Origin of the sequence: Ruminococcus albus 7 = DSM 20455, assembly GCF_000179635.2 — a bacterium.
Taxonomy (GTDB): domain Bacteria; phylum Bacillota; class Clostridia; order Oscillospirales; family Ruminococcaceae; genus Hominimerdicola; species Hominimerdicola alba.
Window position 1 is genome coordinate 787,551 of record NC_014833.1, and the last position, 14,415, is coordinate 801,965.

A 14,415-nucleotide genomic window follows, 5' to 3' on the forward strand; every position below is an offset into this window, starting at 1 on the left:
ACCATGAAGTAAATTGAATAATCCAAATTGATCCATGGAGTTCATTGGAGACGATTAGACAAGGAGGTAACAGGTATGGACAAAACAACATCCATCACAACAATCAAAAAAGAAATGCAGCTTCAGGAATGGTCTGCGCAGATCAAAGCACAGCAGGCAAGCGGTCTGACGATCCGGGAATGGTGCAAAGAAAAAGGGATCAAGCCAAACACGTATTACAACCGCCTAAGAAAAGTTCGTGAAAAGTATATCGAAAATTCTCCGACCATCGTTCCTGTATCAGTTCCTTGCTCAAACGAAAATATCCGCATTGAGAAAAACGGACTTCAAATATCTCTTCCGGCAGATATATCTGCGGACACTCTGACCGCTTTGGTGCATGAGCTATGCTGAATGATCTGGCAGCGGACGCACAGGTCTATCTTGTTACGGGATACACCGACCTTCGACGCGGGATAGACGGACTTGCGACTATCGTTCAGGCTCAGCTTCGACTTGACCCGTTCTCGAAAGCATTGTTTTTGTTCTGCGGCAGACGTTGTGACCGCATCAAAGGTCTGCTGTGGGAGGGCGATGGTTTTCTGCTGTTGTACAAGCGCCTTGACAACGGAAGATTCCAGTGGCCGCGCAGTGAGACCGAAGCAGTAATGCTCACATCTCAGCAAATTCGCTGGCTTCTGGAAGGCTTGAAAATAGAGCAGCCGAAGGCTATCCGTGAGGGAAAGCCGGGGGCGCTGTATTAAGGCAATACTTACCGAATATTCAGAATATGTGCTTGAAAAGCCCCTCTTTTCGTGGTATCATTAAAGTATCATCACGAACGGAGGGGTGCTTTATGTCCGAACCAAATATGACATCGGAAATTGTATCGCTCCGTAATGAAAACGCTGTTCTCAAGGAAGAACTAGCACTTGCCAATCAGCAGTTAGCGTGGTTCAGAAAGCAGATATTCGGAAGAAAAACAGAGCAGACATCTGTTGTTATGGAAAAGGAGTTCGGTGTTCAGCTTTCCATGTTCGGAAACAATGAAGAAAAATCCGCAGCTAAAATCTGCCGAAACAATTACTGTTCCCGAACACAAGCGCAAGAAAAAACGCACTCACGATGAATGGATGAACAATCTGCCTGTAAAAGAAGAACATCACAAAATTGACAACCCGGTATGCGAAATATGCGGCGCCGAAATGGAAGAACTGACTCCCGAAAAAGGCTTACGATGAACTTATATTTACGCCGCCAAAATATCATATCCGCAGGCATATAGTACATAAGTACAAGTGTCCCGAGTGCGGAGAAAAGCCCGAAGAAAGGGACGAACCTTGTCATATCATCCGTGCGCCATATCCTCACGCTATGATCCCGGGAAGCTATTGCTCTCCCGAACTTCTGGCTCATATCATCTACGAAAAATATGCAAAGTCAGTACCTCTGCACCGTCAGGAAAAGGACTTTAATTCCAAAAACATACCTCTGCTCAAAGCGACTATGTCTAATTGGGTAGGCACTGCTGCCGAAAAATGGTGTTTGCCGATTGTGGAGAAAATGCATGAGATGCTTATCGCAGGGCAGATGATCCATGCCGATGAAACGACCGTTCAGGTGCTTCGCGAGGAAGGCCGAAAGCCTACCACGACATCAAGAATGTGGGTCTACTGCAACGGCAAAATGAATGACAGGAGCATCATCATTTTCGATTATCAGCCGACACGAAAGGGTGAGCACGCCTCGAATTTCCTGAAAGGATTTATCGGCTATCTTATCTGTGACGGATACGATGCCTACAATGCAGTCGAGGGTGCTAAGCGATGCGGCTGTATGACTCATGCAAGGCGTGGTTTTATTCAGGCTCTTCCGAACGACCAAAAGCTGCACAGCACTTCTGTTGCGGCAAAGGCAGTAGAATATTTCAACAAGATATATCACGAAGAAAATCTGCTTGCCGACAGCTCCACAGAATACAGATATAAACAGCGCCTTGTGAAGGTAAAGCCTTTGCTTGACGAGTTTTTTGCGTGGCTTGAAAATGTTCAGGTCAGTGGTAAGGGCAAGCTGACAGATGCAGTAAGATATGCGTTGAATGAACGGAAATATCTTTACACGTTTCTTGAAAACGGAGACGTGCCTATCGACAACAACAGAGCCGAAAACGCAATAAGACCGTTTGCGTTAGGCCGAAAAAATTGGCTGTTTTCAAATACAGCAAACGGAGCCAGATCAAGTGCAACGCTGTATTCGATCATTTCAACTGCACAGGCGAACGGTGTTGATGCTGAGAAATACCTGACCGAGCTGTTTTCACAGCCTGCGGGGACGATATTATTACCATGGAGGGAAGAAAATGAAACTTAGTAATGAAGATGCAAAGCTGTTTTATGAACTGTTTTTTCCACTGCTTGACTATGTGAACAGAGAATATCATATACTTCCTGAGGAAGATTATTTCGGGCAAGGAATGATCGACCCACAGGACGCTGCGGAGGTTGCCCACTTTTTATGGGAACGGACATGGATCATTGATGATTATCTTGAGCGATCGGATCTGCCCGAAGAACACATGGAGATACTTAAAAGCTGGAAAGGGTGCATCACCGGCAGATTTATCATTGAGCGACATTGGAAAAAGGGATCGGTATTTATATCGATCGATGACAATTCTGTTTTTCTTGTAAACGGCATTGTCAGCAGTTGGGAGGAAATGCTGAGAAATGCACCGATGCCAACTTTGCTTGATGCAGCGCTTCTGCCATTTAAAAATGCGATCATTTCCGATGGCCTGGTATCTGTTATGCCGATCATATTCGGTCCGAACAGCAAAGCTGATTTCAAAGAAATATACATGGACGCAAAGAGAAATGGAGAAATCAAAGCCAGAATATGATGTTACGGCCGGGTGTTATCTGCCCGGCTGTTTGCTTTTATGATGCGGGGGGTTATACGCTTACTGTGTATCTGCTCATAAAAAATCCTCCTACTTATCGTTCAGATGTATCAGCGAGCGGTCATAAAAATATGCTCATTTTGTCCGCTGATATGATCTGCACATCGGTTAAAAACGAATAAGTACAAGGGTATGTCGAATGGTTTTTGTCCGCTATTTGTCCGCTAAGGGTGCAAAAACTTAGCGAAAAACAGGATAAACGGACTTTTGTGATTTGTTCTAAAATGCCGTATTTTCGGGATTTTCTGCATATCTCGACAAGTCACGAAAAGTGCGCCGAGACTTTCAATTCCCGTACGGGTCATACTTTTGAGTGCTCGGAAACAGCGTAAATACGCGGTTTCCGAGCTTTGCTTTTTATGTGAAATTGCCATTTGTTCTTTGTTTGTTCTTTATAGAGAAAAATACAATTTTTGAGCCTTGGGGTCAGGCACCTCTCGGCTCTTTTTTACTGCATGAAAAATCAAGCGCTGCACTGACTGCTTCGGAGACTTTTGCCCTTGCTTCGTCGAGCATATGACAGTAAATATTACTCGTTGTTGAGACCGTCGAGTGTCCTAACGCTCCCGAGACTGTCACGATGTCAACGCCCTGGTTGACGAGAAGCGATGCGAACAAGTGCCTGAAGCTGTGCAATCCATAGAACGGAAGGTCGTGTTTCTCACAGAACTCTCCCAGCCAGAAGTAAGGTGTGCCGTTCTGCATGGGCAGTCCGTTCCACTTGGTGTATAGCCTGTCGGTCTCAACCCACTTGTCACCGCATTTGAGAGCCTGCATATCCTGTTCGTCCTTGTACTCACGGAGCATATCCATTATCTCCTGCGGAAATTTCAGCGTCCTCTGGGATTTCTTTGTCTTGGTGGTATCGGTGTACGTTCCCTTTCTGCCTGTGTAGTTGCTTGTTCTGCGGATGCTGATGATATTATGCTCGAAGTCCACATCTTTCCATTCAAGACCCAGCATCTCACCACGGCGGAAACCGCTGAATATCATCAGGTTGAAGAATGTGCGGTACTTCAGAGGCTCATCGTTCAGCAGTGTGAGGAATCTCTGCACCTGTTCGGGCGTGTAGATCTTCTTTTCTGCCTGATTGTTCTTCGGCAGTGTGACCTTTGAGCATGGATTGTCGTTCACCACGCCCATTTTTACGGCGTAGCTGAATACATCGGATACGAAGCTCAGGTTGTGCCTTATGGTCTTGGGTGCGAGAGGTTTTCCCGTGCGCTCATTGGCTCCCTCTCTTGAAAGAGAATTTACGAATGCCTGTATCTGCCTCGGGGTTATCTTGTCCATTCTCATGTGACCAAGTGCAGGGTATATCCTTCCCCTGAGCTGGAGCATACGCTCGTATGTGGTGTTTCTGAGGTTCGGCTTTGCGTATTCCTCAAACCACTGCTCGGCGAAAACCTCGAACTTTATCGCCTTGCTCTGATAGCCCTTGTTGCAGGCTTCCTCGAACATGACAGCCTGCCTGTTTACCTCCTTCTCGATCTGCTTCCTGGTCATGCCCGTTTCGGGCTTCCAGGTCATAGACTGTATCATCTGTTTGCCTTTGCTGTTATAGCCGCAGCTCACCCTTATGGAGTAGCTGTCGCCGCGTTTTTTTATAGTAGCCATAAAATTTCCTCCCTGGAAATATCACAGCGTACCTTTCCGATATCAATTGTAGCGCAATATACCGGCTTTGTCAAGGCACGCTGTCCGAACTTGTTAAGACCGGCGGCTATCCTCCCTTCTTTTCCATAAATCTTTCTATATCCTTCACGACCCCTTTCATTGAGAACCTGCCTGCTTTATTGTAATCTATGAACTCACGGCACAGGTATTCCGCCCATTCCAGGTGATGCAGGCTGTATACGAAACGCTCATCGGGCTTTTCGGCAGGGGAGCGCGGTGCATATTCCTGCCAGTCACGCATAAGCCACAGGTAATCATTGAGTGTTCGCCACGCCTGTTTCTCCCACTGTTCGTAAGCCCTGCGTTCTTCTGCTCGCTTCACGTATTCGCTCGCTTCTTTCGCAGTCGGGGCTTGTCCGATGCTTATGTTAAGACCGAAGTCGCTGTTCAGCTTCTTCACCGCATCTATGGGCTTTGCCAGCCCGAACATCTTCTGCGTGAAGCTTATCACATCGGCGGACTCGCCGCAGCCGAAGCAGTGGAGCCTTTGGGGGTAGACCTTAGCCGAGGGCGTTTTCTCCGCATGGAACGGACACAGGCACATACCCGACCTGTTAATGTGCAGTCCGTACCCGAGGGCAACTGTCTTCATATCCACGGCCTGCCTGGCTTCTTCAAAAACAGTTATTTTCGGAAATATGCCATAAGATCAGCTTTGTTTACCAGTATCTTTCCCCGCTTGCCTGCACCGGTGCGGACTGACTTTACTTTTTCCTGCGCCACCAGCTGTCTCACAGTATGCTCTGAGAGTCCCTGTATGACCTCGGTGCATTCCCTGATGGTGAGCATCTCCACAGGCTGTGAGGCGGTCTCACGGCTTTCAGGCTGCGTCTCGGCACCATCGTTTACGAGCCGTATCAGCAGCTCGTAGATATTGTCAACTATGATCTTCTTTTCAATACTGCTCATCATATATGCTACCTCCATCATTACTGTTCTGCTTTTGGCAGCGACCAGTACCACTGACCGCTGCGTTTGACCGACTTCACACCAAGGACTTTCTTTGCTTCGTCCAGTGTTCGCTTCGAGATATTTGAGAATTTCGCTTTGGCGGTTATTATCTGCTGTGAGATCTCGCCGTTTTTCAGCTCCTCCTGCAGAAGCTCCATAGCCTGTCTGCCCTTGGACTTTGTACCTACGCCCATAAGTATCTCATCGATATTGCACTCATACTCGCCCCTGAAATAAAAACCCCTGTCAGGGTCAAGCTCAAAGGCTACTGTTTTTCCCTCGGGGGCGAGACTGCTTTTCGTGTGGGCGATCATTCTGAAATTCGGGTTTTCCTTGTCCCTTGCCACTATCAGTACGCTTCGTGCGGCGGCTGTTATATCGATGGAGCCAAGCCCGCGGTATGTTGACTTCATTCCCATTGCCTTGTTCATGTGACCGATAAGCACTATGGCACAGCCGTACTTCTCTGCGATCGCTCCCAGGTGACTCATAACGGGGCGTATCTCATTGGCTCTGTGCATATCAACTTCCGCCCCGATATATGCCTGCAAAGGGTCGAGGATAACGAGCTTCGCTCCGGTATGTGCGATGGCTGCTTCAAGACGTTTGTCCGACATGGTGACGTTCCTTTCGCTCTCGTTTATCACGATGATATGAGAGCAGTCTGCACCTGCACTGAGAAGTCTCGGTTTGACTGTGTCGGAAAGTTCGTCCTCAGCCGTCTGGTAGATTACGTTCATGGGCTCGCATTTCTCCTGCGACTGCGGAAACATACCCTGTGTAAGCAGGGCGGCGACATTCAGTATCAGTGTCGTCTTGCCCTCACCCGGGTCACCCTGTATGACCGTTATCTTCCCGAAGGGTATGTAGGGATACCACAGCCACTTGGTTTCCGTAGCCTGTACTCTGTCCATGTAGATGAGTTCGTTGGATATCATTTCATTGTGCAATATAAAACTCCCTTTCCTGTTGTATTTCTGACCGCTTGAAAACCTCCCTCCGTATACAATCTTTTTACCCCCGAAAGTTGCACGAAAACGTACAACAAATAATAAAATATGTCCAAGGTAAATATAAAAACATATGTTTGCATAAACCGCAGCGTGTTTTTTTGTGCGGTATGCACTGCAGGATATCAGAACCTGACCACTTCCTTTTCCGCAGAATTAAAAAGCGCTTTTATTATTGCAGCCGATTAAAAATCTTCAGCGCTGTATTACCTATTATAGCGAACCCGAAGCCGCTTGTCTACTCGTTTTATCCCTAAAGATTCCGGGCATTTTTTCTCTTGGTAGACAGAAATCTGGTACCCTGTTTCACGCCAAATCACTTCAAATAACTTCACTTAACTTTGAGTCACGATTTTTTCTTAAAAATCAAGTTTCAGAGCTTTCGTCATAATGACATGGCGGTAGACATTTTTTTCAAAAAAATTTTTTCTGTTTGCTCGTGAAAGATCTTAACGGCTGCATCGACCATTTTATATCAACCGAAAAGAAAAATCAATTCGTATTCTGAATAAACTTTTTCGGGCAAAAACCGAAAGTCCCTTGTGTCATGTGGTAATATAAAGTATTCTGAAAACTTCTGCGGCAGTCTGTTCCCGAAAAGGCTGATTTTGCTGTCGGCATAATGACGAAAGAGCTGAAAATGTTAGATATAATTTTTTTGCTAAAGGAAGGTTGCAAGGTTGCAGGTTTTTATAATGTTTGCAACCTTGCAATGTTGAACTGAAATTTTTTTATGATATTCTGTAAATATTTTCGGAAATCAACAACAAATCTGCGAATTTTCTACCTATATATATGAGGGGGAAAATAATCAGCATTCTTAGACGGCGTCCGTGACTGATGCCGGGATGAATTATTTTTCAAAAAAATAAGAGCCGAAAGGCTCATTACGAATATGCTCCCGAAGGGTGCAGATCACACCTAGCAAGCACGGTATGGTGTGGGTACAAATTTGAAAAACACACCATACAAAGCTTGTGAGAGGGACACCCCTCAGACCCCGATGATCAACATAAGAAAGAGAGGTATTTTTAATGAGAAGAAGGACGAATAAAATGCAGAAAAGCAAGCGTGATATTTTCCTGAAGATCAGAGTTACTGAAGAAGAACTTGAAGCGTTCAGACGCAAGTTCAATAACAGCGGAATGAAGACATTTTCCGGCTTCCTGAGAGCGATGATACTGGAGGGATATATCGTTCGTTTCAACGAAGATGAGCTTCGTGAAATTTATCGCCTGGCGACGAACATTAACGGCAATATAAATCAGATATTGCGTCACGTTGACCGTGATGATAATTCTTTTGACAGCGACATCGCAGAGATCAAAGAAAAGATGTATCAGATCTGGCAGGCGATGATCTATTTTCAGGGGAAGAATTTACAGTTGAAACACTGAGAAAAACAATGCGCATTGCACTGGTATTATTTCTCTTTTTGCTGCGCCTTTCACAAGAATTATTACAATCATTCTGATATTCTGGACTCCGGTAGTTTTATCGGATATAATGGATTCACAATAAAACTTATGGAGGCGATTTTTATGTATACTATCCCCGAGTTGGCAATGCCGAAATCACGCAGGGTAACTACTGTCTGCAACGGAAGAAAAGAGGTCTGGGAAGACCGTGAAGAAGCACAGGACTTCTTTCTCAGACAGATGATGACTATCGAAGGCGAGGAACGTGAACGGGCGGAGTGTGTTTACATCCAGCTTATACATGGGTTGGAGGAGTGCAGTGATGAGGACTGAAAGGAGATTAATATGCTGAACAAAGTTATGATGTCAGGCAGACTTCTGACCGAGCTTGCGGTTACTATAAAAGATGACCTCAAATATTGTATATTCAGTATTGCTGTTGAGCAGACTAAGCGAAAAGGTGTTGATGCCGTCAAGACAGATACATTTACCTGCATCGCTTTTGATGACAATGCAAGTGCAGTGAGCTTTCTTTATTTCAAAGGCGGTACTATTACATTTGTTGGTTCGCTCAGGAATGCTTACGATAACACCGCTGTTCTCATAGTTGAGGAGCTGCACTTCAAAAATAAGTTTGATGTTAAGGTGGATGTTAATTCGGATCAGATTTTCTGACAGTGCAGTTAATATGCTCTCAGGCGAACGGAAAAGGTCTGTAATGGCTTTCGGATATGGTTTCCGTTCTGTTATCCATTAATATGAAACGAGGCTCTCAGAGTTTATTCTGGGAGCCTTGTTGTATATGAAATAGTTATTGCAATAACATAGATTTTGCTTTTCACTGTAAATCATAATTGTGTGTCTAATGAGTTGATGTAAATGCTTTGTTCAGAATGGATAAATGATTTGTCTGTTTTAACCAAAAAGGCAGCGCGATATTGATTTCTATGTAGTTATGTGTTATAATATTAAAAAATCATTAAGGTGGGATAATATGGCTCGAATGGATATTGAACACATTAGTTTTTTAAATAAAGAACGTAATACAGTTCACGAAAAAGTATCGACAACATATACTTCTTTTACTCATAATGGCAGAAAATATGTTCAATTTGATACTTATGGTCGTTCTGATCGAGAAAATCCTGGTAAGATAAGTCAATCCTTTCAAATTGATAAAGAAACAGCAGAATACTTATTAAAAATATTAAAAAAGGAATTTGATTTGTAATTATGGAGGGTTATTATGAAATATGAAAATATGCCCCCTTATGCTCCAGTTTTAATGGAATCAACTAGAGCCATTGGTTATAATCTTGAAGCGGCTGTTGCAGATATTGTTGATAATAGCATAGCAGCTATGGCATCTGAAGTAAATATTTTTTTCTCACCATATGACGCTGTTCCTTATGTTACATTTTTAGATGACGGTGTTGGAATGAATGAGACGGAGATAAATAATGCAATGCGTTATGGAAGCAAGAGTTCTCTTGATGAACGTGATAGAACTGATCTGGGCAGATTTGGTTTGGGATTAAAAACAGCTTCACTTTCACAGTGCCGGTCGTTAACGGTTATTTCAAAGCAGAATACAAGAGTTGAAGGCAGAAAATGGGATCTTGACAGCGTTTATACCAGCGGTGAATGGTCACTTATTGTTTTAGATGAATCTGATATTAAATCTATTCCACAGTATAAACAACTGGAATCTTTTTCGCATGGTACTCTTATAATATGGGAAAAACTAGATAGAATGCTTGAAGGGGCTGCATCTCCCGAAAAGCTGATGAATAAAAAAATAGATGATGTCAGAGAGCATCTTGCCCTTGTTTTTCATCGATATATATCCGGAGAATCTGGTATTCAGAAGTTAAAAATTTCGATTAATAATTTTGAGATCAAAGCTAAAGATCCGTTTCTAATAGGCAGAAGTACTGTGTTTCAGCATGATGAAAAGCTTTCAATTGAAGGTGAACAGGTGCTGGTGTCGGCATATATGCTGCCGCATATCAGCAAAATGACCCGAGCGGAAAAAGAAGCTTTAGGTGGCAGTGAAGGGTTGACTAAGAACCAGGGTTTCTATGTTTATCGAAATAAACGCTTATTGGTATGGGGAACATGGTTTAGAATGCACAGAAAAGATGAGCTTTCTAAACTAGCGAGAATAAGAGTTGATATCCCTAATTCTCTTGATCACCTCTGGACCTTGGATATCAGGAAATCAACTGCAGTTCCACCCGATGTAATAAAACGTAATCTGGAAAGAATAGTGGAGAGAATTTCCAATGGAAGCAAACGTGCATGGACTTTTAGAGGCAAACGGGAAATAAGTGATCAGGGGTGTCATCTTTGGAATAAGGAACAAGCCCGAGAAGGTGTACAATATGTTCTCAACAGAGATCATGTTTTTTTGAAAATGCTTTCTGAGTCTTTGGATTCCGATCAGAAACACATTTTATTCAGTTACTTAAAGCTGGTTGAGGGAAACCTTCCTTTGAATCAGCTATATGTTGATCTCAACAATGAAGAAAGAGTCAATGTTCGCAAAGAAAAAGATGCAGAAGCTGAGGCAATGGATTTTGCAAAAATAATTCTTGAAAACATAAAAGACAGTTCGTCAAGAAAAGAGCAGATCCAACTTATGCTTCAAACTGATCCGTTCTGCAATTATAAAAGTATAGTCGAGATGCTTACTATGGAGTATGAATTATGAATGATTTTGAAATGTTTGAAAAAATGGTCAGAGTAAAAATACAGGATTTAGCGCCTAACCGTACACCTATGGAAGAGGAGCTGAAAGAAGCCTGTGAATTCGTAAAGCCTATGTTCCCAAAAATTTCAGAACAGGAAATTGATAATCTGATTAAAAAGCTGCAGTCAGTTCTTGATGTTGATATGGATATTGGAGTGTACATTGAAAGCGAGTATGAACCGTGGCTTAAGGATCTGAAAAGAAAACAAAGCTCAAATCCAGATTATTGGTTTTATTGGAATAGATATGTTAAGTATCTGGAAGAAGATATGCAGCGCCCGTCAACTATTATTGCGTCAATTGATGATGTTTCAGACCGAATAGTTGACTTGGCAGGTAATCCGAAGGCGGAAGGAGCACTTCATAGGCGCGGTCTCATAATAGGAGATGTTCAGTCAGGAAAGACTGCAAACTATATCGCAATAATGAATAAGGCTGCGGATGTTGGTTATAAGGTTATTGTCTTGCTTACCGGTACTATTGAAAGCCTGCGCCGACAGACACAAGAACGTGTTGATGAGGGTTTCATTGGACGAAGCAGTAAAGCTTTTTTGAATAAAAGCCGTCAAACTGTAAAAAAAGGAGTAGGTTTAAAGGATGCAAGGCATTTTGCTACAGGATTTACTACTGAGTCAAGTGACTTCAGGAAGGCAACTCTGCAAAGCATGAATGTAAGCCTGAAGAATATGACAAATGAACCGGTAGTGTTGGTTTTAAAGAAAAATGCCAGAACACTGACAAATCTTATTGATTGGCTTGGAGATAACAAATCTGCCAGCGGTAAGATTGATCTTCCTTTACTGCTGATTGATGATGAGGCAGATAATGCTTCAATCAACACTAAAGATGATAATAGCCCAACGGCAATCAACAAAAATATTAGAACGTTACTTAATATGTTTACATCAAGTTCCTACATTGCAGTAACAGCTACACCGTTTGCTAATATTTTTATTCTGCCGGAAAAAACCGAGGAGATGGAAAACGATGATCTGTTTCCTTCAAACTATATCTATGCTCTTGATGCACCGACAAATTATATAGGCTGCAATGAGATATTTGGAGATAATGCACCATTTGAAAAATCGCTGATAACCATTGATGATGCAGATGCGTGTTTCCCATATAAGCATAAACAGCATATTCCTGTTGAGACACTTCCGGAAAGTTTATATGAAGCTTTGAGATATTTCATTTTAGCAAATGTAGTTCGCGACATCAGAGATGATTCTAGTGCACATAGATCTATGCTTGTAAATGTCAGCAGGTTCACTGCTGTTCAGGATAAAGTAAGCGACAGAATTAAGGAATGGCTGTTTGAAATCAAACGTGATATTCAAAGCTATTGTCAAATGGATGAGGATGCAGCTTGTCAGAATCCTAATATAAGCAAATTGCGTGATATGTGGTATAAATCTGATTATCCATTCTTTAATAATACATCTATTCCTTGGAACAGGGTTCAGAAGGAATTTCTTATGGCTGCTGCACAAATAGAGGTTCGTACTATAAATCAAAGAAGCAGCAGCAAGATACTTGATTATGCAGAATATGATGACAGCGGATTGAGAGTTATTGCTGTCGGAGGACTCAGTTTATCAAGAGGATTGACTTTAGAAGGACTTATGGTAAGCTATTTCCACCGTAACAGCCAAATGTATGATACTCTCATGCAAATGGGGCGTTGGTTTGGTTATAGAGAAGGGTATAAAGACTTGTTCCGTATATGGATGCCTGATGATGCGATTGGTTGGTATTCGCACATCACAAGTGCATCAAATGAACTGCGTGAAGAGATACTCCGTATGAACAGAATAGGTGCGGAACCAAAGGATTTCGGATTAAAGGTTCGTGCTCATCCGACTACCCTTATCATTACCGCTAAGAATAAAATGAAGCATTCTGAAAAAGTGGAAAGATGGATTACACTTGACGGAGAATTCTTTGAGACTCCAAGATTCCAGCCAAGCATCGAAGTGATCAGGAACAATAGAAAAGTAACAGATGAAATTGTCCAAAAGATAATTACAAAATGTGGAGAACCTGTTGATTCTGGAAATCAGCCGCTGTTTTGGAATAATGTTCCGTCTGAAATCATCTGTGAGTTTTTAAGAAGATATAATTCTCATCCGATGAACATGGAGGCAAATGGCAACACATTAATAAAGTATATTAATGCAAACTCTCAATTCAGCACATGGGATGTTCTTGTTACTACTAATAAAAATACAAAAGAATCACATAAAATATGTACTTGTTCTATTCATCCGACAAAGCGTCCGTTTGCAGACAAGCCTGTTAAGTACAGTGCATACGGCACTAAATTGAGAATAGGAACAATGGGCTTGACGAAGCATGGTTTAAGTGAAAGTGAACTTAAAAAAGCAGAAGTGGAATTCAGAGAACTGAAACGTTCTGAATACGAGAAAAAATATGGCAAAGATGCAAAAGACAAGCTTAGCTCTATGAATTTCCCAGACAGAGCATATCTGATTAAAGGCAGACATCCTATTTTGGTAATACATTATCTTGTACCTGATTTGGAGAAAAGCACTAAGATATTAGGTTTCGATATGGATAAAGATCTGCTTGTTGGATATGGAATGGGTTTTCCGAGATCTGCTGGGTCCGAGCCAACTTCTGCTGTTTATTACCTGAACCTTGTAGAGCAGCGTAAATACATGGATGTGGATGATGAAACGGAGGAGGATCAGTTTGATGACGACGACGGAGATTTCTGATCTTTGGAAAGTAATTAGTGTTAATACTGGAGTTACTACCGCAAGGCGAATTGATGCTGAGCATCCTTTGGATTTTTTTGCATCATATGACGAAGAAAACAGAATGCAGCTTCTGCTGATATCGGATATCCTTCCGGTCCTGCCTAATTCCAGCAAACAAATCTTAGTGCGTGCAAACCCGAGAAATGATGGCAAATTTGCAATTTGCTTTTCACTTACTGATTCTGCTTTGAAGGAGCTGTTTTTTTCACTAACTTGGGATATAATGAATTGTACTTATGATATCTCTGATCGTCATGTCGGAATTAATAAAGCTGTAAGCAGATTCAAAAAATGGCAAAAGATGTTTGCTGCTTCAAAGGATAAGATGTCAAGTACTCAAGTCAAGGGATTGATTGGAGAACTCATTTTACTTAGGGATATATGTATTGATAAATATGGCGTAAAGAAAGCTATTGAGGGCTGGGTTGGTCCGCTTGGAACTGATCAGGATTTTCAGTTCGATGATACGTGGTATGAAGCGAAAGCAGTGTCTGCCAGCATGGATAAAGTTAACATTTCATCTTTTGAACAGTTTGAAAGTGACAAGGACGGTTTTTTGATTGTTAACAGAATTGAAAATACATCACCTTTAGATCCGGATAGTTTTACACTTAAAACGTTAACTCAAAGAATATATGATATAATTAGTAACGATGCCGATCTTAAGTCATTATTCCATATGCGTCTTATATTGTATGGATATAATGAAACAGATGATCACTATGATGAAAGTTATAAACTCATAGCTACAGAAAAGTATTTGGTTGACGAAGCTTTTCCCAAAATAATAAGAAGCAAATTGGATGCATCAATCTGCGATGGAAGCTATGAGATAAGTATTCCAGCAATACAAGGCTGGAGAATCGTATGATATATTAATCAGCAG

16 protein-coding genes are annotated in these 14,415 nt (G+C 42.2%); 12 read left to right on the forward strand and 4 right to left on the reverse strand.

The features are described from left to right. Window positions 1-75 precede the first annotated feature (75 nt). The 5 genes from tnpA (at window position 76) to RUMAL_RS03525 (ending at window position 2,878) form a co-directional block, all read left to right on the forward strand. The gene (gene tnpA, locus RUMAL_RS03505) at window positions 76-393 is read left to right on the forward strand and encodes an IS66 family insertion sequence element accessory protein TnpA (RefSeq protein WP_013483496.1); all 318 of its coding nucleotides are present in this window, start codon (window positions 76-78) and stop codon (window positions 391-393) included. Then, window positions 387-743 carry an IS66 family insertion sequence element accessory protein TnpB gene (gene tnpB, locus RUMAL_RS03510; protein WP_013483393.1) on the forward strand — a complete coding sequence of 119 codons (357 nt, stop codon included), beginning with the start codon at window positions 387-389 and terminating at the stop codon, window positions 741-743. Before tnpA ends, tnpB begins: the two co-directional genes overlap by 7 nt. A 92-nt stretch (window positions 744-835) precedes the next feature. Further along, window positions 836-1,108 (forward strand): hypothetical protein, encoded by a 273-nt coding sequence (locus RUMAL_RS22335; protein ID WP_043550619.1) that lies wholly within the window; start codon window positions 836-838, stop codon window positions 1,106-1,108. A gap of 152 nt (window positions 1,109-1,260) precedes the next feature. Beyond that, a complete protein-coding gene (gene tnpC / locus RUMAL_RS03520) occupies window positions 1,261-2,349 on the forward strand; it encodes an IS66 family transposase (RefSeq protein ID WP_242843407.1) in 1,089 nt (362 codons plus the stop codon). Continuing rightward, entirely contained in the window at window positions 2,339-2,878 is a 540-nt protein-coding gene (locus tag RUMAL_RS03525) for a hypothetical protein (RefSeq protein WP_013483890.1), read from the forward strand. Before tnpC ends, RUMAL_RS03525 begins: the two co-directional genes overlap by 11 nt. 486 nt (window positions 2,879-3,364) lie before the next feature. Here RUMAL_RS03525 and RUMAL_RS03535 read toward each other — a convergent pair whose 3' ends face one another. The 4 genes from RUMAL_RS03535 to RUMAL_RS03550 form a co-directional block, all read right to left on the reverse strand. Further along, window positions 3,365-4,555, reverse strand: coding sequence for a tyrosine-type recombinase/integrase (locus RUMAL_RS03535; protein WP_013497424.1), 1,191 nt, complete (start codon window positions 4,553-4,555; stop codon window positions 3,365-3,367). 106 nt (window positions 4,556-4,661) lie between these two features. Then, window positions 4,662-5,255, reverse strand: coding sequence for a CHC2 zinc finger domain-containing protein (locus RUMAL_RS03540; RefSeq protein ID WP_013497425.1), 594 nt, complete (start codon window positions 5,253-5,255; stop codon window positions 4,662-4,664). Then, window positions 5,240-5,527 carry a MerR family transcriptional regulator gene (locus RUMAL_RS03545; protein WP_013497426.1) on the reverse strand — a complete coding sequence of 96 codons (288 nt, stop codon included), beginning with the start codon at window positions 5,525-5,527 and terminating at the stop codon, window positions 5,240-5,242. The genes RUMAL_RS03540 and RUMAL_RS03545 overlap by 16 nt, the downstream gene beginning before the upstream one ends. A 17-nt stretch (window positions 5,528-5,544) precedes the next feature. Beyond that, a complete protein-coding gene (locus RUMAL_RS03550; protein ID WP_013497427.1) occupies window positions 5,545-6,516 on the reverse strand; it encodes an AAA family ATPase in 972 nt (323 codons plus the stop codon). A 1,115-nt stretch (window positions 6,517-7,631) separates the two neighbouring features. Here RUMAL_RS03550 and RUMAL_RS03555 point away from each other — a divergent pair. The 7 genes from RUMAL_RS03555 to RUMAL_RS03585 all read left to right on the forward strand — a co-directional run bounded on the left by RUMAL_RS03555 (window position 7,632) and on the right by RUMAL_RS03585 (window position 14,400). Beyond that, window positions 7,632-7,973, forward strand: coding sequence for a plasmid mobilization protein (locus tag RUMAL_RS03555; RefSeq protein WP_013497428.1), 342 nt, complete (start codon window positions 7,632-7,634; stop codon window positions 7,971-7,973). Window positions 7,974-8,117: 144 nt separating this feature from the next. Beyond that, the gene (locus tag RUMAL_RS03560) at window positions 8,118-8,327 is read left to right on the forward strand and encodes a hypothetical protein (RefSeq protein ID WP_013497429.1); all 210 of its coding nucleotides are present in this window, start codon (window positions 8,118-8,120) and stop codon (window positions 8,325-8,327) included. A 12-nt stretch (window positions 8,328-8,339) separates the two neighbouring features. After that, window positions 8,340-8,669 (forward strand): single-stranded DNA-binding protein, encoded by a 330-nt coding sequence (locus RUMAL_RS03565; RefSeq protein WP_013497430.1) that lies wholly within the window; start codon window positions 8,340-8,342, stop codon window positions 8,667-8,669. A gap of 319 nt (window positions 8,670-8,988) precedes the next feature. Further along, window positions 8,989-9,225, forward strand: coding sequence for a hypothetical protein (locus RUMAL_RS03570; protein WP_013497431.1), 237 nt, complete (start codon window positions 8,989-8,991; stop codon window positions 9,223-9,225). 15 nt (window positions 9,226-9,240) lie between these two features. Next, the gene (locus tag RUMAL_RS03575) at window positions 9,241-10,707 is read left to right on the forward strand and encodes an ATP-binding protein (protein ID WP_013497432.1); all 1,467 of its coding nucleotides are present in this window, start codon (window positions 9,241-9,243) and stop codon (window positions 10,705-10,707) included. Continuing rightward, window positions 10,704-13,487, forward strand: coding sequence for a Z1 domain-containing protein (locus RUMAL_RS03580; RefSeq protein WP_013497433.1), 2,784 nt, complete (start codon window positions 10,704-10,706; stop codon window positions 13,485-13,487). Before RUMAL_RS03575 ends, RUMAL_RS03580 begins: the two co-directional genes overlap by 4 nt. Continuing rightward, on the forward strand, window positions 13,465-14,400 hold the full coding sequence (locus RUMAL_RS03585; protein ID WP_013497434.1) for a PD-(D/E)XK motif protein: 936 nt from the start codon (window positions 13,465-13,467) through the stop codon (window positions 14,398-14,400). Before RUMAL_RS03580 ends, RUMAL_RS03585 begins: the two co-directional genes overlap by 23 nt. Window positions 14,401-14,415 lie beyond the last annotated feature (15 nt).